Annotated in this window: 20 protein-coding genes, 7 tRNA genes and 1 rRNA gene (1 of these 28 only partly in view); 11 read left to right on the top strand and 17 right to left on the bottom strand. The window is 45.1% G+C overall.

Annotated features, from left to right (window positions below; translation table 11 throughout):
• Window position 1: 1 nt before the first annotated feature.
• From BMX69_RS15330 to BMX69_RS15340, 3 genes are all read right to left on the bottom strand, one after another.
• On the bottom strand, window positions 2-241 hold the full coding sequence (locus BMX69_RS15330; protein ID WP_100042824.1) for a (2Fe-2S) ferredoxin domain-containing protein: 240 nt from the start codon (window positions 239-241) through the stop codon (window positions 2-4).
• Window positions 242-350: 109 nt separating this feature from the next.
• Window positions 351-2,102, bottom strand: coding sequence for an adenine deaminase (gene ade / locus BMX69_RS15335; protein ID WP_100042825.1), 1,752 nt, complete (start codon window positions 2,100-2,102; stop codon window positions 351-353).
• 16 nt (window positions 2,103-2,118) lie between these two features.
• Window positions 2,119-2,949 (bottom strand): purine-nucleoside phosphorylase, encoded by an 831-nt coding sequence (locus BMX69_RS15340; RefSeq protein WP_054791084.1) that lies wholly within the window; start codon window positions 2,947-2,949, stop codon window positions 2,119-2,121.
• Between the two features lie 273 nt (window positions 2,950-3,222).
• On the opposite strand from BMX69_RS15340, the gene BMX69_RS15345 reads away from it, so the two are divergent.
• Genes BMX69_RS15345 through BMX69_RS15355 form a run of 3 tightly spaced genes read left to right on the top strand, consistent with a single transcriptional unit; the run spans window position 3,223 to window position 5,669 of the window.
• A complete protein-coding gene (locus BMX69_RS15345) occupies window positions 3,223-4,284 on the top strand; it encodes an ABC transporter substrate-binding protein (RefSeq protein WP_100042826.1) in 1,062 nt (353 codons plus the stop codon).
• Window positions 4,285-4,316: 32 nt separating this feature from the next.
• A complete protein-coding gene (locus BMX69_RS15350) occupies window positions 4,317-5,087 on the top strand; it encodes an ABC transporter permease (protein WP_100042827.1) in 771 nt (256 codons plus the stop codon).
• 3 nt (window positions 5,088-5,090) lie between these two features.
• Window positions 5,091-5,669, top strand: a complete 579-nt coding sequence (locus BMX69_RS15355) for an ATP-binding cassette domain-containing protein (protein ID WP_100042828.1) — start codon at window positions 5,091-5,093, stop codon at window positions 5,667-5,669.
• Window positions 5,670-5,733: 64 nt separating this feature from the next.
• On the opposite strand, the gene BMX69_RS15360 is transcribed toward BMX69_RS15355, so the two are convergent.
• Both BMX69_RS15360 and BMX69_RS15365 read right to left on the bottom strand, forming a co-directional pair.
• The gene (locus BMX69_RS15360; RefSeq protein ID WP_100042829.1) at window positions 5,734-6,426 is read right to left on the bottom strand and encodes a hypothetical protein; all 693 of its coding nucleotides are present in this window, start codon (window positions 6,424-6,426) and stop codon (window positions 5,734-5,736) included.
• Between the two features lie 122 nt (window positions 6,427-6,548).
• Window positions 6,549-7,019 (bottom strand): methylated-DNA--[protein]-cysteine S-methyltransferase, encoded by a 471-nt coding sequence (locus BMX69_RS15365; RefSeq protein ID WP_100042830.1) that lies wholly within the window; start codon window positions 7,017-7,019, stop codon window positions 6,549-6,551.
• 473 nt (window positions 7,020-7,492) lie between these two features.
• Here BMX69_RS15365 and BMX69_RS15370 point away from each other — a divergent pair.
• From BMX69_RS15370 to BMX69_RS15400, 7 genes are all read left to right on the top strand, one after another.
• Window positions 7,493-7,567, top strand: a tRNA-Pro gene (locus tag BMX69_RS15370).
• 47 nt (window positions 7,568-7,614) lie between these two features.
• Window positions 7,615-7,685, top strand: a tRNA-Gly gene (locus BMX69_RS15375).
• A gap of 3 nt (window positions 7,686-7,688) precedes the next feature.
• Window positions 7,689-7,762 (top strand) — tRNA-Arg (locus BMX69_RS15380).
• A 33-nt stretch (window positions 7,763-7,795) separates the two neighbouring features.
• A tRNA-His gene (locus BMX69_RS15385) sits at window positions 7,796-7,871 on the top strand.
• Window positions 7,872-7,909: 38 nt separating this feature from the next.
• Window positions 7,910-7,981 (top strand) — tRNA-Gln (locus BMX69_RS15390).
• Between the two features lie 3 nt (window positions 7,982-7,984).
• Window positions 7,985-8,057: transfer RNA gene (locus BMX69_RS15395), tRNA-Lys, on the top strand.
• 209 nt (window positions 8,058-8,266) lie between these two features.
• On the top strand, window positions 8,267-9,118 hold the full coding sequence (locus BMX69_RS15400) for an AraC family transcriptional regulator (RefSeq protein ID WP_100042831.1): 852 nt from the start codon (window positions 8,267-8,269) through the stop codon (window positions 9,116-9,118).
• 328 nt (window positions 9,119-9,446) lie between these two features.
• Here BMX69_RS15400 and BMX69_RS15405 read toward each other — a convergent pair whose 3' ends face one another.
• From BMX69_RS15405 to BMX69_RS15440, 8 genes are all read right to left on the bottom strand, one after another.
• Window positions 9,447-9,875 carry a MarR family winged helix-turn-helix transcriptional regulator gene (locus BMX69_RS15405; RefSeq protein WP_025234821.1) on the bottom strand — a complete coding sequence of 143 codons (429 nt, stop codon included), beginning with the start codon at window positions 9,873-9,875 and terminating at the stop codon, window positions 9,447-9,449.
• Window positions 9,876-9,954: 79 nt separating this feature from the next.
• Window positions 9,955-11,811 carry an ABC transporter ATP-binding protein gene (locus BMX69_RS15410; RefSeq protein ID WP_100042832.1) on the bottom strand — a complete coding sequence of 619 codons (1,857 nt, stop codon included), beginning with the start codon at window positions 11,809-11,811 and terminating at the stop codon, window positions 9,955-9,957.
• Complete coding sequence (locus BMX69_RS15415; protein WP_100042833.1) at window positions 11,811-13,538, bottom strand: ABC transporter ATP-binding protein; 1,728 nt, start codon at window positions 13,536-13,538, stop codon at window positions 11,811-11,813. The genes BMX69_RS15410 and BMX69_RS15415 overlap by 1 nt, the downstream gene beginning before the upstream one ends.
• 978 nt (window positions 13,539-14,516) lie before the next feature.
• Window positions 14,517-14,867: an FMN-binding protein gene (locus BMX69_RS15420; RefSeq protein WP_054791081.1), complete on the bottom strand. Its 351-nt coding sequence runs from the start codon at window positions 14,865-14,867 to the stop codon at window positions 14,517-14,519.
• Between the two features lie 35 nt (window positions 14,868-14,902).
• Window positions 14,903-15,703 carry an ABC transporter ATP-binding protein gene (locus tag BMX69_RS15425; protein ID WP_100042835.1) on the bottom strand — a complete coding sequence of 267 codons (801 nt, stop codon included), beginning with the start codon at window positions 15,701-15,703 and terminating at the stop codon, window positions 14,903-14,905.
• Window positions 15,704-15,717: 14 nt separating this feature from the next.
• Entirely contained in the window at window positions 15,718-16,716 is a 999-nt protein-coding gene (locus tag BMX69_RS15430) for a FecCD family ABC transporter permease (RefSeq protein ID WP_100042836.1), read from the bottom strand.
• Window positions 16,713-17,765 carry a FecCD family ABC transporter permease gene (locus BMX69_RS15435; protein WP_242941272.1) on the bottom strand — a complete coding sequence of 351 codons (1,053 nt, stop codon included), beginning with the start codon at window positions 17,763-17,765 and terminating at the stop codon, window positions 16,713-16,715. Before BMX69_RS15435 ends, BMX69_RS15430 begins: the two co-directional genes overlap by 4 nt.
• Complete coding sequence (locus BMX69_RS15440; RefSeq protein WP_100042837.1) at window positions 17,755-18,771, bottom strand: ABC transporter substrate-binding protein; 1,017 nt, start codon at window positions 18,769-18,771, stop codon at window positions 17,755-17,757. The genes BMX69_RS15435 and BMX69_RS15440 overlap by 11 nt, the downstream gene beginning before the upstream one ends.
• 479 nt (window positions 18,772-19,250) lie before the next feature.
• On the opposite strand from BMX69_RS15440, the gene BMX69_RS15445 reads away from it, so the two are divergent.
• Window positions 19,251-19,952: a helix-turn-helix domain-containing protein gene (locus BMX69_RS15445; protein ID WP_242941273.1), complete on the top strand. Its 702-nt coding sequence runs from the start codon at window positions 19,251-19,253 to the stop codon at window positions 19,950-19,952.
• Between the two features lie 314 nt (window positions 19,953-20,266).
• On the opposite strand, the gene BMX69_RS15450 is transcribed toward BMX69_RS15445, so the two are convergent.
• From BMX69_RS15450 to BMX69_RS15465, 4 genes are all read right to left on the bottom strand, one after another.
• Window positions 20,267-20,467: a P-loop NTPase family protein gene (locus BMX69_RS15450; RefSeq protein ID WP_242941274.1), complete on the bottom strand. Its 201-nt coding sequence runs from the start codon at window positions 20,465-20,467 to the stop codon at window positions 20,267-20,269.
• A gap of 105 nt (window positions 20,468-20,572) precedes the next feature.
• Window positions 20,573-21,445 carry a damage-control phosphatase ARMT1 family protein gene (locus BMX69_RS15455; protein ID WP_054791078.1) on the bottom strand — a complete coding sequence of 291 codons (873 nt, stop codon included), beginning with the start codon at window positions 21,443-21,445 and terminating at the stop codon, window positions 20,573-20,575.
• Between the two features lie 239 nt (window positions 21,446-21,684).
• Window positions 21,685-21,757 (bottom strand) — tRNA-Gly (locus BMX69_RS15460).
• 97 nt (window positions 21,758-21,854) lie between these two features.
• Window positions 21,855-22,846 (bottom strand): 23S ribosomal RNA (locus BMX69_RS15465) (it continues 1,900 nt past the right edge of the window).

The following is a 22,846-nucleotide window of genomic DNA, read 5'->3' on the forward strand; positions in this document are numbered from 1 at the left end:
ATTACAGCCTCCCCATGATCTCTTTGTCAAAAAACTCCTTTGTATCTTCTGGTTTTAAAGAGTATAACTGACCTTCCACAGTCACACAGACGCCATTTACGCAATCGCCGCAGCAAAAAGACCCGTTTAGATCCACCTTATCCTCCAGGTGGTTCTCCTTCACAAGGGTCTGCAGCTGTGCGATGATTTCTCTGGAACCCTTTAAATGGCATGCGCTCCCTATACATATTGTTACTCTCATGAATATTCTCCCTCCAAATTTATTACCTTACATTCAATTGCCCTTTTGGAATATTATCGCACATCGTTATATCTCTATCAATAATTTTTTATCGATTTCCTGTTCTTTTTCACATACAGGAAATAATTGTCTCTAAAATCTCCTGTTTCTCTACGTCAATAAGGCCATATGTATTCAGCCGCAGCTCAGGAATTACCGGAAGGCTTGCAAAAGCAAGGGTCATGAAAGGATCGATGCTGTCACCGATTCCAAGACTTCTTGTCTGGGACTTTAGTTCTTCCAGCTTTTCATCCACCCATTCAGCCGGCTCCTCGCTCATAAGACCTGCGATGGGAAGAGGCAGTTCACCCAAAAGCTTCCCATCGGCCACGACCGCCAGGCCGCCCCGGTTCTTCCTCACAATGTTGGCAGCAAGAGCCATATCTTCATCATTGGTCCCTGTAACAATCAGGTTATGGGAATCGTGGGCAATGCTGGTGGCCACTGCACCCCGTTTTAAGCCATACCCCCCTAAAAAGCCGAGTCCCATATGGCCGGTATTATGATGGCGTTCCAGCACTGCCATTTTCACGATGTCCTGCTCAATGTTGACGCCGGGAGCGACCCCCACCTTTTCTACCCATGGGGCCAGAAGGGATTTGGTGGTAAGCTCTCCGGGAGTGAGACAAATTACCCGGATGGTATTGCCTTTTTTCTTTATATGGAAATCTTCCGGACGAATCTCGTCTAAATGGAAGGAATCTCCCACTCTGACAGGCGTTTCCACGCGACCTTCTTCAGCTGCAAGGATTTCCTCCTTCATTGCACCGTTTTCCGCCACCAGCTTTCCATTTTTATATACCTGCTTTACCTCAAATTCATTGAGATCGGAAACGACAATGAAGTTTGCCTTATATCCCGGTGCAACGGCTCCTACATCCCGAAGCCCGAAATACACAGCCGGATGAAGGGATGCCATCATGACCGCATGAATCGGATCAGCACCCAGGCTAATGGCCTTCTTAATGATATAGTCTAAATGCCCCAGCCGGATCAAATCCCCTGGATGCTTGTCATCGGTAACCAGCATGCAGCGGTGGTAATACGGCTCCTTAAACAGGGGCATAAGGGCATTTAAATTCCTGGCTGCCGTGCCCTCCCGGATCATGATCCACTGGCCTCTCTTAAGCTTTTCCACGGCCTCTTCCCAATCGGAGCATTCATGGTCCGACTGCACTCCGGCTGTCACATAGGCATTAAGTTCCCTGCCGGAAAGCCCGGGAGCATGACCGTCGATTAAGAGATTCCTGTTCCTGGCCTCCTCTACCTTATCAAGGATTCCACGGTCAGCCCTTACGGTTCCGTAGGAGTTCATAAGCTCGGCAAGGCCCAGAACCCGCTCCTCTTCATAGAGAGGGGAAAGATTCTCAGCCGCCAGGACAGCCCCCGATTCATCAAGTCCTGTTGCCGGTACACAGGAGGGAAGCATGAAATACACATCAAGGGTAAGTCCCTTCGTCCGCTCCATCATAAAGCGGATCCCTTCCGCTCCCGCCACATTGGCGATCTCGTGAGGATCCGTAATAACCGCCTGAGTCCCATGAGGCACCACAGAGCGTTCAAATTCTCCTGGTGCAACCATGGAGCTTTCCAGGTGAATATGGCCGTCAATCAGTCCCGGGCAAACCACCGCGCCCCCCAGCTCGATCTCTGTCTGTCCCTCATATTCTCCAACTCCTACTATGTAACCTTCCTCGATGGCAATATCTCCGTTTTCCAGCTCAGCCGTAAAAACATTGACCACCCTGGCATTCTTTAGCACCAGGGACGCCTTTTTCGCCCCTGATGCTGCCAAAACCCGTTCTGCTAACAACCGATCCATAAGAAAACTCCTCCTTTTATTTACGCGCGATCTTTGTAATAGAAGCTGTAATCAGCCTTTTAAACAAAGGTGCAACCCGGTCTGCTGTCTCTTGTACCTCTCCATGGCTTAAAGGCTGATCCGTAATGCCGCAGGCCATATTGGTGATACAGGAAATGCCGCAAACCTTCATCCCCATGTGGTTTGCTGCAACTGCTTCACAGGCTGTGCTCATTCCTACCGCATCAGCTCCCAGAATGCGGCACATCTGTACCTCTGCCGGAGATTCATATGCCGGGCCGGAAAGCTGCATGTAAATACCCTCTCTAAGGCCGATTTCTTCTTCTCCTGCAGCCTCTCTGATGGTCTGCTGAAGCTCTCTGCTGTAAACATCACTCATATCCGGGAATCTGGGTCCCAGCTCTTCTAAATTTTCCCCGATTAACGGAGACGGAACAAAGCTCGCAATATGATCCCTTATGAGCATGAAATCCCCCGCCTTAAACTCTTTGTTAACACCGCCGCAGGCATTGGTTAAAAACAGGACCTTGGCTCCTAAAAGTCCCATAAGCCTGGCCGGAAGCACCACATCCGTCATTGGATATCCCTCATAAAAATGAACCCGTCCCTGCATGATAACCACCGGAACATCATTTACATATCCGAATACAAACCTTCCTTTATGGCCTGCCACCGTTGAAATCGGAAATCCTTCAATGTCTTTATAATCAATGGATGTCTCTACCTTTATCTCCTCTGCATATTCCCCAAGGCCGGACCCCAGGATCAGAGCTATCTCCGGGACAAAGTCAGTCTTCTCCCGCACACTTTCCAAACAATTTTTAAGCTTTGCATATACTTCATTCATATACCATTTTCTCCTTTCATAGTTACCATCAGATTTGATCGTCATAGGTATATACAGTATACCACATCTGCCAATATATCTGTATCTATATTTTGACAAATATGGGGGAATAATGATATACTGAAGGTGTTCGTACTAACCCGGAAGGATCCCTGACGGCGAAGGCGAGGAGAATACGTAAACCGGAAATCCCATGCCTTTTGGTGTGGGATTTTTTGATGGACGTAAAGAAAAAAGAACCATAACAGGTACGGACAGAAAGCGAGGATCATTATGAAAAAAGCATTATCCCTATTGATGGCATTTGCTGCAACGGCTGCCGTACTCTCTGGCTGTGCAAAGGGCGGCGCTGAACCCCCCCAGGCAACATCAGTCTCTGAAAAGGAATCCACCTCTGAGACAGCAGAAGAAACGTCAAAAGCCCAAGAACCTGCTGATCGTTATACCTTAAAGATCGGTTCCTTAAAAGGGCCTACCTCTATGGGCCTTGTAAAGCTGATGGACCAGTCTGAAAAAGGCAATGCAGAAGGCTCCTATGATTTTACCATGGTAACCGCTGCTGACGAACTCCTTGGAAAAATAGTAAGCAAAGAATTGGATGTCGCTCTTGTACCCGCCAATATGGCCTCCATTATTTATAACAAAACCAATCATGAGGTGACCGTCCTGGATATTAACACCCTGGGTGTTCTCTACGGGGTATCCGCCGATGATTCCATTAAAACAGCCTCAGACTTAAAGGGTAAGACCGTCTACTTGACCGGCAAAGGAACCACACCGGACTATGCCCTTCAGCACGTGCTTAAAGCCAGCGGCTTAACCGCTGACGACATAACCCTGGAATATAAATCCGAAGCCGCTGAGGTCGTTTCTATCCTGAAGGAAAAGCCTGATGCAGTAGGTCTTCTTCCCCAGCCCTTTGTAACAGCTGCCATGGCTCAGAATGACTCCCTTAAAATGGTTCTTGACTTAACAAAGGAGTGGGATGCCACAGCCGGTGAAAACGGCGGCAGTCTGGTGACCGGAGTTACCATCTGCCGGAATGACGTGATCAAAGACCATGGGGATGCCATTGCCACCTTTATGGCGGAACATAAGGAATCCGCGGAATTTGCCAATGCCAATGTAGCTGAAACCGCAGCTCTGGTGGCTGCTGCCGGAATCATTGAAAAAGCCCCGGTTGCTGAAAAGGCCATCCCATACTGCAGCATCACCTATGTAGACGGAGACCAGATGAAATCTCTGTTAAGCGGATACTTAAAAGTTCTTTTCGATATGGAGCCGTCTTCCGTAGGCGGAACACTGCCAGCCGATGACTTCTACTATATGCCATAATTAAGGTAAAGCTTTGTAAGGAGAATCCCATTATGAAACCAACAGCCCTCCCGGCTAAAAAGGCCGGTATCATCTTTCTCTGGCTTCTTGCGTGGCAGGCAGTAAGCCTGTCCGTGCACAACAGCATTATACTGGTAGGCCCTTTGGAGGTGATCCAGGCTTTATGGGGCCAGGGGGCCAAGTCCGGCTTCTGGTTAACCATTGCCCTCTCCTTTGGAAAGATAAGCCTTGGATTCCTTATGGCCTTTGGCTCAGGAATCCTGGCCGGGGGAGCCGCATGGCGTTTCCCCCTCTTAAGGGATTTGCTGGAACCGCTTATGTCCCTGATAAAGTCGGTTCCGGTGGCTTCCTTTGTCATACTGGCCCTGATCTGGGTAGGTTCTGAAAATTTGTCCGTTTTTATCGCCTTTCTTGTGGTATTCCCCATCATTTACATAAATACCATAGCAGGATTTATGAGTACCGATCCAAAGCTTTTGGAAATGGCCTGGGTGTTCCGTATGCAAGGCAAAAAGAAGCTCCTTTATATATACCGCCCCGCCCTTCTTCCCTACCTCATAAGCGGCTGCAGGGTGGCTTTGGGCATGGGCTGGAAATCCGGGGTTGCCGCCGAGGTGATCGGCGTCCCAAGCAATTCCATCGGCGAAAAACTCTATATGGCAAAAATTTATTTAAGTACTGCGGACCTTTTTGCCTGGACCCTGGTTATTATCGTCATCAGCGCCCTTTTTGAAAAATTCTTTTTATGGCTTTTAAGCCTTGCAAGTCCCGGCCGGAAATCCCATAAAAGAAAGGAGGTCTGATCCATGGAACTAAAGGTAAACCATCTGTCCAAATCCTTTGGGACTCTTAAAGTATTTATGCAGGTAAATCTTTCCCTTCATTCCGGCCAGGTCTACTGCCTCATGGGACCCTCAGGATCCGGAAAAACCACATTCTTCCGGATCCTTCTGGGACTTGAAGAGGCCGACTCCGGATCCATGGAAGGACTTCAGGGCACAAGAGCCTCCGCCGTGTTTCAGGAGAACCGTCTGTGCGAATCATTTACCCCGGTAGACAACATTACCATGGTAATCCCCGGTCGTTCCTCCCGAAGCAGAAAACAGGCCAGAGAAGAGCTTTTAAGGCTTCTTCCGGAAGAGGCCTTGTCCCGCCCCGTGTCTACCTTAAGCGGAGGAATGAAGCGCCGGGTTGCCATTGTAAGAGCCTTGTCGGTCCCTTGTGATATGATTTTAATGGACGAACCCTTTACCGGTCTTGATGAGAAAACAAAACGAACCGTAATTCAATATATCAAAGAAAAGACCCGTGACAAGCTTGTCATCATAAGCACCCACCAGGAGGAGGATGTGGCACTCCTTAACGGCACCCTTATAAAACTGTAAAAACAGGGGCAAAAGCAGATATTCCTGCTTTTGCCCCTGTTTAATTCCTATCTTATTTTCAGTTTTATTTCAGTTTTAAAGTATCCAGTGCTGCTTCAATCTGACCTTCTACCGCAGTGTCCGGTGATTCAATCGTTCCTGCTGCACTGATGTACTTCTTTGTAGCAGCATTGTAGGAACCGGAAATTGCATAATAACGGACTCCATCCTGATTCGTCTTATACCGGATTGCATAGCGGAACGTCTGGCTTCCGTCGCTGCCGTTTTCAACATTATAGCGGACAAATTCCATATCCTCGCCACGGCTGACAAATTCCTTGTATTCTTCCATGGTAGCCGGATAAACTTCTCTGGCTCCGTCGGCGTCTTCTCCTTCTACATAGACAACTTCCAGCAGATCGTTGCCATTGGGAGAAGTGAATGCGACTGAGCTTTCATCTCCATCGTCTTCAATGGTCCAGCCCTGGGGCGGTGTAATCTGATATTTTCCAGATTTAGATGTAAAGACGCCGGAAGTTAAATCTCCTGCATCAGAAGCAGTGGTTTCGGTGGTTTCGTCTGTTCCGTCTTCCTCACTATCAGATTCATCCTCACCTAACGTAGTCTCATCTGTACCAGCTACTTTCGTTTCGGCAGCACTTACTTCTGTAGGATTATCCTGCGAGGATTTCCCATTATCTTTTGATCCACAGCCCGTAGCCGCCATCATAACTGCCATGGCGATGGCTATTACTGCCAACATTTTGTTTTTTCTCATTTTAATCACTCCTCATCATCATCAATCTCATTCCTGGTGACGATGAGGATTATAACATTATCTGCATCAAATGTATAGGGGATTAAAGGAACTGAAAGAATCACCAAAAATTCTTAATAATTTTAATGGGAAGCTTCCGGGCGCTCCAGATCCAGTAACTTCACTTTAATATCCAGGCCTCCGCCATATCCTATGAGGCTTCCGTTGGCCCCTATTACCCGGTGACAAGGAATGATGACAGGTATGGGATTGCGGTTATTTGCCATGCCAACCGCACGGCAGCCTTTGGGATTATCAATCATGACCGCAATATCCTTATAGCTTTTCGTCTCTCCGTATGGAATCAGCAGCAACGCATTCCAAACCTTTTTTTGAAATTCCGTTCCCTCCGGCTTAAGTGGCAGATCAAACACCGTTCTCTTTCCAGCCATATATTCCTCCAATTGGCCTTCTGCTCTCCGGATCAGCTCTGTCCGCTCCCTTACGGCATTCAAAGGCTCCGTCCTCCCAAAATCAATTCTTAGAAGCGCTTCATCATCACATAAAATGGTAAGAGGTCCTATTTTGCTCTCATAAACTTCCCAGTACTTCATATAAAATTCCTTCTTTCTCTTATGAACGGTACCATGTTTTCATCTAATTACATTATATCATATACAAAGCTAAGAGACGACCTCTTCTTTCATTCCTTGTTCCAGGGCCGAAAGTAGTAAGCTATCTGTTTTTTCAAATATTTCTCATAATTCTTTTAGTCTTTTTATGAAATGTTTATGGCTTAGTCAAACTTCGGTCATATTTTCCGCGTATACTAAATATTGAAAAGGAACCCCACCCTTTTAACATTGACTTTTTATTTTTCATACTCAACCGGCAGGAACATTTTATGTACCTGCCGGTTCCTCCCATTTCAGGGCTATTTTTTCCTTAAAAACCGCATAAATACAGGCTTAATAATGAATTTGAAATTTTTTCTAAAATAATGTTGACAAAATGATATCCATCATATATAATAACTCTTGCGTTGCGGAAAAGCAACCAAGCGAAAGATGGAAAATGCTTTCACTATCGGGGTGTGGCTCAGTTTGGCTAGAGTACCTGGTTTGGGACCAGGGGGTCGCAGGTTCGAATCCTGTCACCCCGATTCAAGAGAAAAACCGTCAATGGTAGTTTTAGTTTCTCTTACCTTTTGCGGGTGTAGTTCAATGGTAGAACACCAGCCTTCCAAGCTGGATACGTGGGTTCGATTCCCATCACCCGCTTTTGAGTCTGTAGCTCAGTTGGATAGAGCAACGGCCTTCTAAGCCGTGGGTCGGGGGTTCGAATCCCTTCAGGCTCGTTTCACATCTCTAACCAAGGTGTGAAAATTTATGGTGGGTATGGCGAAGTTGGTTATCGCGCCAGATTGTGGCTCTGGAGGCCCAGGGTTCGAATCCCTGTACTCACCTTTCCCTTTTAGGGAATTTTTTTTTATCACAAGTTTTAATGGGCTATCGCCAAGCGGTAAGGCACAGGACTTTGACTCCTGCAGTCGTTGGTTCGAATCCAACTAGCCCAGTATGGGATACTAGCTCAGGTGGTAGAGCACTTGACTTTTAATCAAGTTGTCCGGGGTTCGAGTCCCCGGTGTCTCATGAATGCATCGAAAAAGAGCGGGAAATCATTTGATTTCCTGCTCTTTTTTTATTTACCCGCATGTAATATAAAAGGTGATTGTTAATATGTCCCTAAAAAACTATAATAGGATCATGGCATTCACTCCACTCTCCTCTCTTATTTGTGCATAAAGAGAGAGGACGAACAAACCGATAACAAATATAATGCAAAAGAAAGGATTGATTTTATGGAATGGATTGAGGGATTAAACAAATCAATAAACTATATTGAGGAACATTTAACGGAAGATATAGACTATGAGCAGTTGGGGAAAATCGCATGTTGTTCTGTTTATCATTTTCAGAGAATGTTCGCATATATGGCAAATGTACCTTTATCTGAATACATCCGGCGCAGGCGTATGTCCTTGGCAGCGGTGGATCTGCAGAACGGGGATAATAAAATTATTGATGTTGCTCTTAAATATGGATATCACTCTCCCACTGCCTTTAACCGGGCATTTCAAAGCATCCATGGAGTAGCGCCATCTCGTATAAAAGAAAGCGGTGCTACCGTAAAATCATATCCGCCTATCAGTTTCAAAATTATAATAAAAGGAGTGGATGAATTGAATTATCGAATTGAGAAGAAGGATCCGTTTCGGATTGTAGGAACTACACAATCCCTGTACCGGGAAATTGAAAAGAATTTTGAAATTGTACCTCAAATGTGGAGCAAGGCAGCCATGGACGGAACGATTCCTAAATTAGCCTCCATGGCAAATGGATGCCCTGGCGGAATATTAGGAGTCAGCATCTGCAATGACCTGGAAGAATGGCGGTATTTTATAGCCGCAGCCAGTACAAAAGAAATTGATGATACTTTGGAAGAATATACGGTTCCCTCTTTCACCTGGGCCATATTCTCCGGAGAAGGCCAATGCCCCCAGGCAATACAAGAGCTAGAGAAGCGAATTGTCACCGAATGGCTTCCCACTTCTGGATACGAATATGATAATGGACCGGATATTGAGGTCTATTTAAACCCTGACCCTCAAAACGCAAGATTTGAAGTGTGGATTCCCGTTATTAAAAAATAATCAGGAGGGCATCTTGGATAGGAGAAATGAAAACTTTAATGTTTTTCTTAAAGCAGTAGACGACCGTTATAAAGATTTCGTTGTACAAATAAATGATTATCTAACACTTACATGGCATTCATGCCTGCATTAAGTGAAGAAAACACCCCTTATATCAAAGTACTTTTAGAAAAGGAGTTAAACGCATAATAACTGCATGTAACAGCGGCCAATCATTCAAAGGGCATAGACTGCTATGGAGGTAACCCAAAAGGCAGTCTCTGCGTGAAATGGCCGCTGATTTCATGACATTATGCTGAACACTCTTCATTTTCATACTTACCGGAATTTAATATGCTTCCAGATTGTCGCACATTTTCATTAATACTTTACAGAATACAGCTATTTCGTCTTCTGGTATATGGTCGCAGATAAGTTCTTCAAACTGCTGAAAAACTTTTCTTACCTCTTCTGCTTCAGCAACCCCTTTATCCGTAAGACTGATCAGAACGGAACGTCTGCAGTCCGGATTATTTTCCCTGAGAAGGAACCCCATATCCTGCAGTTTGTCTATATTTCTTGACAAGGTGGCCGTATCAAAATGGCATCGGTCTGCCAGCTCTTTTTGGGTGATATGGTCTTTTTGTAAAAGATTATATAAAATCCTTGCCTGTCCCTGTCCAGGCGTCAATCCGATATTTGACAGAAGCGGTGAAATAATCTGCTTCCTGGCCTTTTCTTCACGAACCAATAGTTCTCTCACACTATGTTGCTTCATATATTTTATCACTCCTTTCCCTTCGCAAAGGGCACAAATAAGTCATGAAACAGTTGTGCCCTTCTGCGCTTTCCTCTCATTATTCTAATTCAAACTGCCCTGTATGCAGTTGATAATACTTTCCTTTTTCCTGCAGCAATTCGTCATGGCTGCCCCGCTCAATAATCTCTCCTTTTTCAAGAACCAAGATGGCATCTGAGTTTCTTACGGTGGAAAGCCTGTGGGCAATGACGAATACCGTCCGGTCTTTCATTAGGGCATCCATCCCTTTTTCTATGAGTTTTTCTGTTCGTGTATCAATGGAGCTGGTGGCTTCATCCATGACAAGAACAGGCGGCTGTGATATGGCAGCCCTGGCGATGGCGATCAGCTGCCTCTGGCCCTGTGATAAATTGCTGCCGTCACTTTCTAACATAGTATCGTATCCATTGGGAAGACGCCTTATAAAGGAATCCGCATTTGCGATTTTTGCGGCAGCCAGTATGTCTTCACGGGAAGCATTCAGTCTTCCATACCGGATATTATCTGCAATGCTTCCGGTAAATAAGTGGGTATCCTGTATGACCAGAGAAATGGAACGCCTTAAATCATCTTTTTTTATGTTTCGGATATCGATTCCATCGTAGGTTATGGTGCCCCCATTTAATTCGTAAAATCGGTTAATAAGGTTGATGATAGTCGTTTTTCCCGCGCCGGTAGAACCAACGAATGCGATCTTCTGACCAGGCTTGGCATACAGGCTGATGCTGTTTAAAATAGTGTTTCCGCCTGTATAACCGAAAACCACATCGTGAAACCGGACATCTCCCTTTAAAGGGACCAGAAGATATCCGTGATCTTTGTCAGGAACTTTCCAGGCAAACGAACCGGTATAAATATCCGTTTCCTTAAGGCTCCCATCTGCCTCCTGCTCCACCCTCTTTAAAGTGACGGTTCCTTCATCATTTTCAGGCTCTTCCTCCATCATATTAAAAATCTTTTCTGCACTGGCCAGCGCTACCATGAGAAAATTGATCTGCATGGTAAACTGGTTCATAGGCATGGCACTCTGCCTGACATAAACCAGATACGAGGCCAGAGTTCCCATATTAATAAGTCCGGACAGAGCGAACAATCCGCCCACACAGGCAGAAATGGCATAATTAATGTAAGAAAGAGAAACTATCGTAGGAACGGTAATGCCTGTATAAGTTGCGGCCATTGTCGAGGAAATCCTCAATTTCTCATTCAGCTCACAAAACTTTTTTAAGTCCTGTTTTTCATGGCGGAAAATCTTTTCTACTTTCTGCCCTTCCACCATTTCCTCAACGTAACCATTAATATTTCCCAGATTCTTCTGCTGTTCTACAAAATATCTTTTGCTCAGCGTCCCATTGTGACGAATATATATTAACATAATCAGGAGAAAAAATACAACGATTAATGACAGCTTCCAGTCCAGGAGGATTAGCATGATAATGGTACCTGTGGAAGTGATAAAGCTCTGGATCAGTAATGTAAAGCTGTTGTTGAGCGCTTCCGAGATGGTGTCGACATCATTTGTAAAATGACTCATTAAATCCCCGTGTGTATGGGTATCAAAAAATTCTAAAGGAAGCTTCTGGGTATGGCGGAATAAGTCTATCCTTATCTCACTGACCACCTTCTGGGAAACGTGGACCATCATCCGGCTATAAATCAGACAGGAAACAGCTCCCGCCAGATAGATCAGTCCCATGATAACAATCATTCTCACAAGACCGGGTATATCCCCCGGCAGAATGTATTCGTTTATGACCGGTTTCAGCAGATAGGTTCCCATGATTCCGGAAAATGCACTGATGCTGACCAGGATCGCTATGGCCAGCATGGAAAGCTTATAATGGCCGATGTATTTCAAAAGCTTTACCAGAGCTTTTTTTGTGTTTTGGGGTCTTACATGTCCGGTATTCTTCATTAGGACTGGACACCTCCTTTCTGCTGGGAAAAATAAATATCCTGATATATTTCATTGTCAGCCAGCAGCTGATCATGAGTTCCAATGGCATTTATTTTTCCGTCATCAAGGATCATGATCTGGTCGGCATCCATGATAGAGGATATCCGCTGGCTGATAATGATCTTTGTCATGCCGGGAAGGGATTTTTCCAGGCCCTCTTTAATCTTTGCTTCTGTCTCGGTATCAAGGGCGCTTGTAGAATCGTCCAGAATGAGTACCTTTGGCGCTTTTAAGATCGCTCTCGCAATGCATAGCCGCTGTTTCTGTCCGCCTGAGACGTTAACACCTCCCTGCCCCAGCTCCGTATCATATCCATGATCCAGTCGGCCGATAAATTCATTAACACAGGCAATGCTGCATGCTCTTTCTATTTCTTCATCCGTTGCATCCTCTTTTCCCCAGTAAAGATTTTCCTTCACTGAGCCGGAAAAAAGGGTATTCTTCTGTAACACCATGGCAATGGAATCCCTTAGGTGGTCCTGAGTATATTCGTATATAGGATGACCGTCTATGATAATATTACCGGCTGTCACCTCATAGAGCCTTGGAATCAGCTGCACCAGAGTACTTTTGGCGGCACCTGTCTGACCAATGATTCCTACGGTCTCACCGGGCCCAATTTCAAAGGAAATATCGGAAAGCACATATTCCTTTGCATCTTCCTTATATTTAAAGTATACATGTTCAAACCGGATCCTTCCTTCTTTGATGGTGATATCTTTTGCGCGGTCATCATTGATGGTCGGTTCTTCCTCTAAGACTTCTGAAATCCTCTTCCATGAGGTTAAGGACCGGGTAAACAAAAGAAAAACATTGGAAAACATCATAAGAGAATTAAGCACCTGCAATACATAGCTAAGAAAGCTGGTCAGGGCACCTACCTTCATGTTACCGATCATAACCAGGTTTCCGCCAAACCACAGGATACTCAATATGGTCCCATACATAACAAACTGTAAGGCAGGCATATTTAAGGCTGCCAGAGAAAAGGATCTTTCGGAGGAATTCTGTAAATTCATGTTTCCCTCTTTAAATTTACTTATCTCATAATCGCCCCGGACATAAGCCTTTACCACGCGGATGGCGATCAGATTCTCCTGAATGATCCGGTTCACAAGATCAACGGCTCCCTGCATTTTTGTGTATAAGGGTCTTACATTTTTAATGATTGTAAATAAAATGACAGCCAGCACGGGGGCTGCAATTAAAAATACCACAGCCAGTTCGGCATTCAACCGGAAGGAAACGATCAATGCAGTCATCATCATTACTGGAGAACGAAAACCAGGACGCATTCCGTTTGTAATGGAATTCTGGATTGTGGTAACATCGCTGGTCAGCCTTGTTACCAGAGAAGGGGTACTGAACCGGTCCGTGTTAGCAAAAGAATACGTCTGCATTTTTTGAAACTCTGCCATTCGGATCTGAGCTCCCACACCATTTCCGCAGATCGCGGTATACCGGGCGCATGCATGCCCGAGAAAAAGAGAAATAACAGCAAAGAATACCATTTGAAATCCTTTTAGAAATATGTAATTTCTATCACCGTTTGCAACTCCCACATCAATGATGTCAGCCATAATCATGGGAATAACTAATTCAAAAATGGTTTCCGCCTCAATACAGATGATCGCAAGAATGAATTCTTTTTTGTACTTTTTTGCATAGAGAATTAAATTTTTCATATCAGGCTCCCGTGTTAGTTGTTGTAGCAATTATTGCACTTGCAACAATTGCACACATAACTATTATATCGTGATTCTTTGAATTGTCAATGGATTTTATAGTACCCTTTCTAGAAAATGTAGGCAGGCTGACACCATTTTACGCTCCTCTGCCTGGTTTACTGTTGCCATGGCATTCACAAATCAGAGATTTTTTTAAGAAACCGGATAAAGCAAATCAAAGAGCTATCAAAACTTGCAGCGTCATTTCCCAATAATTTTATTCATAAACTAAGAATCCCTCTCAGACAATGACTTTGTCCGAGAGGGATTTTTCAGATATTTTCATTTTTTATTGGTATATTTACAAGTTGGATCATATAATTATACTGGCAGGTACAAACTGCTGGCAATCGTGTATAGGGTGGTAGGCCTCGATTCTACATAGAATGGAGGTGTTGCTCATGAAGAATTTTGACTTTAAGGACTTAATGTCTTTTGGTATGTTCCTTCTAGCACTGCTGACATTCGTCATTATGACATGTCGCTAAACGCAAAAGACCTTCCCTGTACTTTGGCCGGTCGGGAAAGTCTTTGCTTTTCTAATTAGCCAACCACCCTGTGGCGATTGCCTTTCTTTATTATATTATACATACTCTTTAAAATATTACAAGTACAAGATTTTATTTTAAAATCTTTGTAACTACTTCCTGTTTTAAGCTGTCTAAAGACTGAAATTACAAAAAGCGAAAACCTTATTAAATTAAGGCATTCGCTACAAATAAAAAGGTGCGAGACTGAACCCGAACTGATATGCCCCCTTAAAGTAAGACTTTATAGCGTAGCAGTTTTAACTACTACGCTATTTCTTTATGCAGCTTAAAGACCAAGCTAAAGCAGCATATACCACTTTTTTCTCTTGTCCAAAGGTCATGATTCCCCCTGCAGTGGAATGGTTTGCAGCAGTTTATGAATTCAACCTCACTCACCTCCTATCAACTATTTGCTCTTAGCCTGTTCTATACAGTCCTTTACCGCAGTCTTGATTGCATCACTGGTCACCGTAGCAGAGGCAACCGCATCCACCTCCCAGGTTAGCTCTTCCACAATTTTGGCGGGCAATTCTTCAATCGCTCTGTCGCCAATGCCAACGGTTTCATTGTGATCGGTTATTTTTACAGAAAGAAGGGAATCCTGATCAAATTCCACCTCCACTTCCACATCACCGGCATAGCCTTCGGCGGCAGCCGTATAAGTTCCGGCTTTATAGGTATCTGAGGAACCTCCGCATCCGGCGAAAAGTGCCAGTATACACAATGCCGCAGCTATCGCTAAAGTCATTTTTTTCATTATTCATTTCCTCCGTTTCCCTTTTTCTGATTCTGTTATTGAAATACCTGTCCTCCCACGCCGTAAGGCAGACATACGGGAACAGCCAGAACAGGATGAGGAATCACCACCGCCTCCACATCGAAAACCTCCCGGAGCGTCTTGGGTGTAATCACATTCTCCGGCGAACCGGCGCTGTGTTTTTTTCCGGCCTTGATTGCCACTAAATAATCGGAAAACATAATGGCGTGATTCAGGTCATGGAGAACCATAACCACAGTAACACCCTGTACCTCATTTAATTTCCGCAAAAGCTGTAGGACTTCCAACTGGTGCGAAATATCCAGATATGTAGTTGGCTCATCCAAAAACAGGAGTTCTGTTTTTTGCGCTAATGCCATGGCAATCCACCCCCGCTGCCGTTGGCCGCCGGAAAGCTGATCCATTTCCCGGTCGGCAAGTTCTGTCATGCTTGTGCTGGACAGCGCCCATCGGATGATTTCCTGATCTTTTGATGTAAGTCCTGACAGCTTGGTGCGGTGGGGAAAACGCCCGTATTCCACTAAGTCGCTCACAGTGATACCGGTAGGCGTCTGGGCACCCTGGGGAAGGAGCGCCAGCTTTTGTGCCACCAGCTTGGTTGGCATACTGTGAATGGGCTGGCCTTCCAGATAGACTGCTCCGCCGGACGGCACGATAAGGCGGGACATGGTTTTCAAAATGGTTGATTTTCCAGAGCCATTGGAGCCAATCAGCGTTGTTATTTTCCCTGCGGGTATGTCAATATCCATATCACGGAAAACCGAAATGCCGTTATATCCGGCGGACAGCTTATCCGCTGTAATACATGATTGCACGATCTTTCACCTCCTTATGCCTGCCTGCGAAGCAGAATGAGAAAATAGGGTGCGGCCAGAACGGAAATCACGATTCCAACCGGTATTTCAATGACTCCAAAAAGAGAACGCCCTATGGTATCCGCAAAAAGCAGGAGTAATCCCCCAAGCAACATGGATACAGGCAAGAGCACATGGTGCCTTCCGCCTACAAATTTTCTTGCTATATGGGGGGCAACCAACCCGATAAAGCCGATTCCGCCGCTAACGGAAATGCAGCTGGCTGCCAATGCCACTGCCACCATCAATAAGGTTCTTCGTTCCCTCTCCACGCGAACCCCCAATGCAAGGGATGCTTCTTCTCCCAAAAGCAGTAAGTCCAAAATACCTGCTTTCGCAAGAAGCAGCGGAATCAGAATCAGCAGATAGGGAAGCAGTGCCTTCACCTGATACCAGCTGGTGCCCCAGATATTGCCTGCCAGCCATCTGGCTGCCAGCTGATAGCTGCTGTTTTCCATGTCGGCAGCCATAATCAGCATCAGGGACGAAAAACCGGCCGAAATGCCAATGCCGCCAAGCAAGAGATAAGACGGTATGATCTTCCCGCTTCTTTTGGAAAATCCATATAGCATGCCCGCTGCCAGTAACCCACCCGCCATGGCAAAAAGCGGCTGATAAACCATGGTTCTGATATGCAAGGTGGGAAATAAAGTCAAAAACAGCATGACTGTAAATCCAGCTCCCGCATTGATTCCCAATACCCCCGGATCAGCCAGTGGATTTTCTGTCACCGCCTGCAGTGTACAGCCGGACAGTGCCAATCCCATTCCGCATAAGACGGCAAGAATAATGCGGGGAAGGCGAATTTTCAAAAGAGTGACGGATGCATCCGGGGCGCCCGGATGGAGCAGGCTTGCAATTACGTCTGAATAAGGGATATTTGAATAGCCGCAGTTGATTGATAGCAGGATAGCCCCGGTTACCGCTAACAGGAGAACCAATGGTACTAACTTTTGCCTGTGTTTCTTTTTCATAAAACTGCTCCTTTCTTCCGGTACGTCAGCACCAGAAAGAACGGAACGCCAATGGCCGATACCAGCGCACCTACCGGCGTGTCAAAAGGAGCGTTAATGAAACGGGCGGCGATATCCGCCAGCACAAGCAGTATTGCCCCCAACAGGGCGGATACCGGCAAAAGCCTGCGGTAATCCTCACCGGCAAGGAATCGTGAAATGTGCGGCACGATCAGCCCCAGGAATGAGATTCCGCCAACCAAGGATACGCTGGCCCCCGCCAAAATCAACACCGCTCCGATGCCGGTCAGACGAACAGCCCATACGTTTACACCGAGTCCCGCTGCGCTTTCCTCTCCCAGGACAAGCACCGATAACCTTCCAGAAAGAAGCTGGCTGATAAGCCCTGCACCCGCGATCCATGGCACGGTCAGGAGTAGGCTCTGCCATGTAATGCCGGATAAGCTCCCAGCCGTCCAAAACGACAGTGATTTTGAAAGTCCGAAGGTGAGGGAAATCCCCTGACTCATTGCAGTTAACAGGGCGGAAACAGCACTTCCGGCCAAGATGAGCCGAATAGATCCGGATTTATGCTTGCCGACTCCTATCCCATATACCAGCAGAACGGCCAGTGCTGCTCCTATAAACGCGAAGAGCATCGTACCAAGGCTTGACAAGGACGGCAAAAGGACGGCGGTTAGAGCGACGAAAAATCCTGCCCCCGCATTGACTCCTAAAAGCCCGGCATCTGCCAAAGGATTCCTTGTCACACCCTGCATCACGCCGCCAGCAAGGGCAAAGGCCCCCCCGGTAAAGCAGGCGGCCAATGCTCTGGGCATACGCATCTCCAACATAATTCTTCCTATGTCGGAAGATGCTGCAGGATGAAAAAGCGTATCTATTAAAATACTAATATTCCCGCCTGCCACACCGACGCTGGCTGAGAACAGGAGAGAGAGCAACAACGTACACCCCATCATAGCAAGAGAGAAAGCAAAGCCTGTTTTGGTCCGAAGCCATCCCACAGGCATAGGCGAAGGGCTTGCCAGGGCCCTGGGATTATTCAACATTGCTGTGGTTGAGGATGGCGTTTGCCAGTTTTTCCATGTACAGTAGTTTGCCGTTTGCCGTATATGCCATATTATATTGCGCCTCATTCTTACCGAAATATACATTTCCAGCCTTTACTGCTTTTAGGTTCTGCCAAACAGGGCTGTTTCCTGTATCTCCAATCTGGCCATCATCGCTGAAAAAGAAGATATGATCCGCATCAATTTTGGAAAAGTACTCCGCGTCAACTACTTCTCCCCAGACCTCCTCCGGAACTCCCGAGGAAGGTGCCAGCTTCAATTCATCGTATATCAGTTCCCCGGGGCCTCCGGTCCGATAAACATAGTAGGAACCGAAATGCACTGAATTGGCTTCCACAACAGCAAAGGTTTCCTCGCCAACCGTTTCCTTAACCTTTGCGGAAAGCTCAGCGGCCTTTGCGTCATAATCAGCAAGCCACTGTGTCACAGCGTCCTCTTTCCCAAACCACTGGCCTAACTGCTGAAAGCGTCCCCGCCAGTTGACATAGCTGATGTCATCGTTAATCATCACCGTAGGGGCGATACCTTTAAGCTGCTCATATACCTTGTCATGCCGGATATTCATAATAATAAGATCCGGTTTTAGCTCAGCGATTTTTTCAAGGTTCAAATCCCCAGATGCGGCGGCTCCGGAATAGTTGCCAACGATTTCAATCTTGTTATGGGTGAAATACTCCTGTAGATAGTCCGGAACGGTTATGCCATCATACATACTGGTGTTGGCTGATGCAATAAATGGCATGTCCAAAATGATTAGTTCATCTACTAAACCGGAAACGTCCACAATGCGCTGCGGATTAGCGGGTATTTCAACTTGACCTTTCATGTCTTCAACCGTTATGGTATCGCCAGTTTGATCCGCTGGTTCTGCAGTCTGAGCGGAAGGTGTTGATTCTGATGTGTGTGAGTGATCTACCCCAGGCGAGCATGCGGCCAGTGCCGTCACCAGCATAAGACAAATTGGAATCATAAGTCGTTTCTTCACTTTTAACCTCCTCGTATAAATCGTGCATTTTAGTTAGGCATAGCTAACCCTGATAAGTATACAAAAAGTACGGCTTACCTTCTGCCCTTAGACGGAGCTTTTCTGCCCCTTGGCGGAATTGTATGGGGCAGTCGTATTCTTGCAGAACGCACTGGACATTTGTTTCAGAAAATAACCATTGACTAGTTAGGCTAAGCTAACTATAATATAATAGATTAATAAAATGTTTACTGCCCCTCGGCAGATTTTCTTTGTTGGAAGGCGGACATAACAAAGGACTGATAGAATGTCATATTTACCGTTGAAATTTGAATCATCAAACATATTTCCGAAAGAAATAATTGCGATACGTCCAGATGTACATATCATGGTATCCTCTGGTATTTTTTCTAATAATACAAAGAGACAATCTGGCACCACAGCCCCTGTGTTTGAACTAAGCTATACTCGAATATTTCATATACGGAGAGGTGAATCGTGTGCCCGTAGAGCTTCGTCCCGGATATTCGTCGCTGGGTTTTTTAGGAGAGGCTTGCTCACAATCAGGATACAGCAGTGGCGAAGAAGTTCAGCTATACTCTATTTGGGTTAGCCCTAACACGTTCGATGGCTTTTGTGAAGCGGTTTGTGGTAAAAGTAATATTGGGTTCCGCTCTTTCCAAAAGGATACGTATTCTTGTTGTGGCTTTAAAAGCGATGCCCGGGAAGAAGGCATTATAAATAAATTGGATATGTGTTTTATAAAAGAAGCGAATCAGATAAACAGACTTCTGTTAGAAAGCTATGTTTTAGAGTTGTTATCCATTAATATAGAAAGGCTGATTTGCATAGATAGCAGCAGGGATTATATAAGCCAGCTATCCAGAGCAGATATGGATAGTTTGACTTATGCACGCGAGATTCTTCTGAATCGGCTGGATTCACCCCCAACATTGCTGGAATTATCCCGGATAATCCATATGAATGATTGTAAGTTAAAACGTTCTTTTAAGCAGTATTTCGGGAAAACCGTTTATGCGTTTATTCGGGAGCAGCGGCTTGAAAAAGCGTTTGCGTTGTTAGAGCAAGGGAAACATAACGTGAGTGAATCGGCCTTTGCTGTGGGGTATACAAACGTAAGCCATTTCTCGGAGGCGTTTCAAAAGAAGTTCGGAATTCCTCCGCGCCTCCTGATAAGATAATTTGACACGAAAATAACTTTTAAAAAGGCTGCTAGGTCGGCGCCAGAACAAAGGGGCTGACTTTGCTGGCACTCAATTAAGAAGTATCAAGAAGCACTCAGATTGGGTAGTCGGCAAGCGGAATGTGACTACAAGAGACGGACCATACCATTAACTGCAAAGGCAAGGTTTAATGTCTACCCCCTGTCTACCCCCGAAAAGACATTTTTATATATCAAAAATAGCGAAAACCCTGATAAAACCTAGGCTTCCGCTATAAATTAAAAGAGCGCTCCGATTAAAAGCTATATCATATATCATGAACACTCATTATGTTAACTTAGTTTTAAATATTCTTGAACTATTATAACGGCATTCTTGTTTAAGTCCTCATGTCCGCTCAGCTGCAGCGTTTTACAAGGTAAAGAATTAGCCCACTGCATATGTGTCTTCATACACGGAGAACCATCCAAATCATATCTGGCTGAGTTATCAAGAAAACGGCAATGCCCCTCATACATATCTCCACCTTTCATGATTCTTTCTCCGTATATTTCATATTCTCTCTTATTAATCCGATCATTTCTTGTTTCGACAGATGCATCCACTTTCGATTTTATATCGCTGCTCCTGGCGGTTTATTAGTTTTTCCAAGCTTTGTTTTTCATACAAATCATTTTCTTTTCCTCAACACCAATATCTTTTGCAATTACATCACATTTGGTCATCAACAGGAAATAGATATTTTTATTTTCTTCACTCAAGCATTCATAGTTTGCTTGCCCTTTGGCAATTACTACATCAGCCTTTTTATAAACTTCTTTGAATGCAGGACTCGTTCGATTAAGGACAGTCCCAAGAGAACCATCCCCATTATCAATAATCTCTGCATATTCATCAATCCCTACAGAATATGCGACTTCAGATATAGAATCATTTACCACAGGTTTCCCTCGTACTCCAAATAGCAATTTTACTTTAGGATTCAGTTCTTTAATTTTTTTTAAAAGAATCTTATCCATACAGATTTCTCCACAATTATCACCTAAATATAACAAAGTTCCTGCATTTGAAATATCTTTCAATAGTGCATGAGAATCATCAATTGCTAATTCCAATTGTTCCATTTTATCAAAACAATCATAAATATCCTCTAATAATGTATTGTGTATAGGATTGAAGTCTATGATATTACCAACAATCGCATATCGAATTGCTGACATAAACGAATTTTCAGCCTGCTCTATCTTACTCTCAAATTCAGGTAACAATTCCATAAACATAGTATTGTAGTAATTTCTGGTTTCTTTATATGGGTCTGGATTATTCGTATGTCTTTTTATCATTTCAAAGATTTCACCTATAATTTCTGGAGTAGTTTCATCAAAATTCATTTTACTAAGATAGGTAAAAACTTCTCTTAATAACTCTTCCTTTGTATTAATTCCGGTGATATTTGCTACTTTAATAACTTGGTTAACAACACATGGTAAACATTTATCCTGTAATCTCATAATGATACCTCTTTCGTTTATATTTCTTATTTATCAATTTCTAATACCATAATATCGTACCGTGCACATATCAGCGTAACAAAAAGTCCCATGAATATCAAGGGATTTTCAACCTAAATACTGCTCTTGGATATATCTACAATCCACTAAAGGAAAAAGAAGCGGAACCGTATACAAGCTGACAGACAAAAAAATAGCGGAAGTCCTTTAAAATAAAGGCTTCCGCTACAAATAAAAAAAGCGCGAGACGGGACTCGAACCCGCGACCCCGACCTTGGCAAGGTCGTACTCCACCAACTGAGCCACTCGCGCATATCTCTTATTAACTTTCCTCTTGAGACATATACCCTCAAAACCACACATTGCTACATATCTATTTTCATCCGTTCTTCCTCTTACCTAAACCAACCTGGTTAAGCCCTCGACCTATTAGTGACAGTCAGCTGCACATGTTGCCATGCTTCCACCTCTGCCCTATCTACCTCGTCGTCTTCAAGGGGTCTTACTCTTGCGATGGGATATCTCATCTTGAGGGGGGCTTCACGCTTAGATGCCTTCAGCGTTTATCCCTTCCCGACTTGGCTACTCTGCCATGGCTTTGATAGCCAACAGATACACCAGAGGTCAGTCCATCCCGGTCCTCTCGTACTAAGGACAGCTCCTCTCAAATATCCTACGCCCACGCCGGATAGGGACCGAACTGTCTCACGACGTTCTGAACCCAGCTCGCGTACCGCTTTAATGGGCGAACAGCCCAACCCTTGGGACCTACTACAGCCCCAGGATGCGATGAGCCGACATCGAGGTGCCAAACCACTCCGTCGATGTGAACTCTTGGGAGTGATAAGCCTGTTATCCCCAGGGTAGCTTTTATCCGTTGAGCGATGGCAATCCCACTTTATACCACCGGATCACTAAGTCCTAGTTTCCTACCTGCTCCACCCGTCGGTGTCGCAGTCAAGCTCCCTTATGCCTTTGCACTCTTCGAATGGTTTCCGTCCATTCTGAGGGAACCTTTGAGCGCCTCCGATACCCTTTCGGAGGCGACCGCCCCAGTCAAACTCCCCGCCTGACATTGTCCCCCAGCCAGGTCATGGCTGCAGGTTAGAAATCCAATACCGCAAGGGTGGTATCCCAACATCGGCTCTGATAAGACTGGCGTCCTATCTTCTTAGCCTCCCACCTATCCTGTACATGCAGTACCGAATCCCAGTATCAAGCTGGAGTAAAGCTCCATGGGGTCTTTCCGTCCTGGCGCAGGTAACCAGCATCTTCACTGGTACTTCAATTTCACCGGGTGCATTGTTGAGACAGCGCTCAAATCATTACGCCTTTCGTGCGGGTCGGAACTTACCCGACAAGGAATTTCGCTACCTTAGGACCGTTATAGTTACGGCCGCC

It is taken from the genome of Lacrimispora sphenoides JCM 1415 (assembly GCF_900105615.1).
Lineage (GTDB): Bacteria > Bacillota > Clostridia > Lachnospirales > Lachnospiraceae > Lacrimispora > Lacrimispora sphenoides.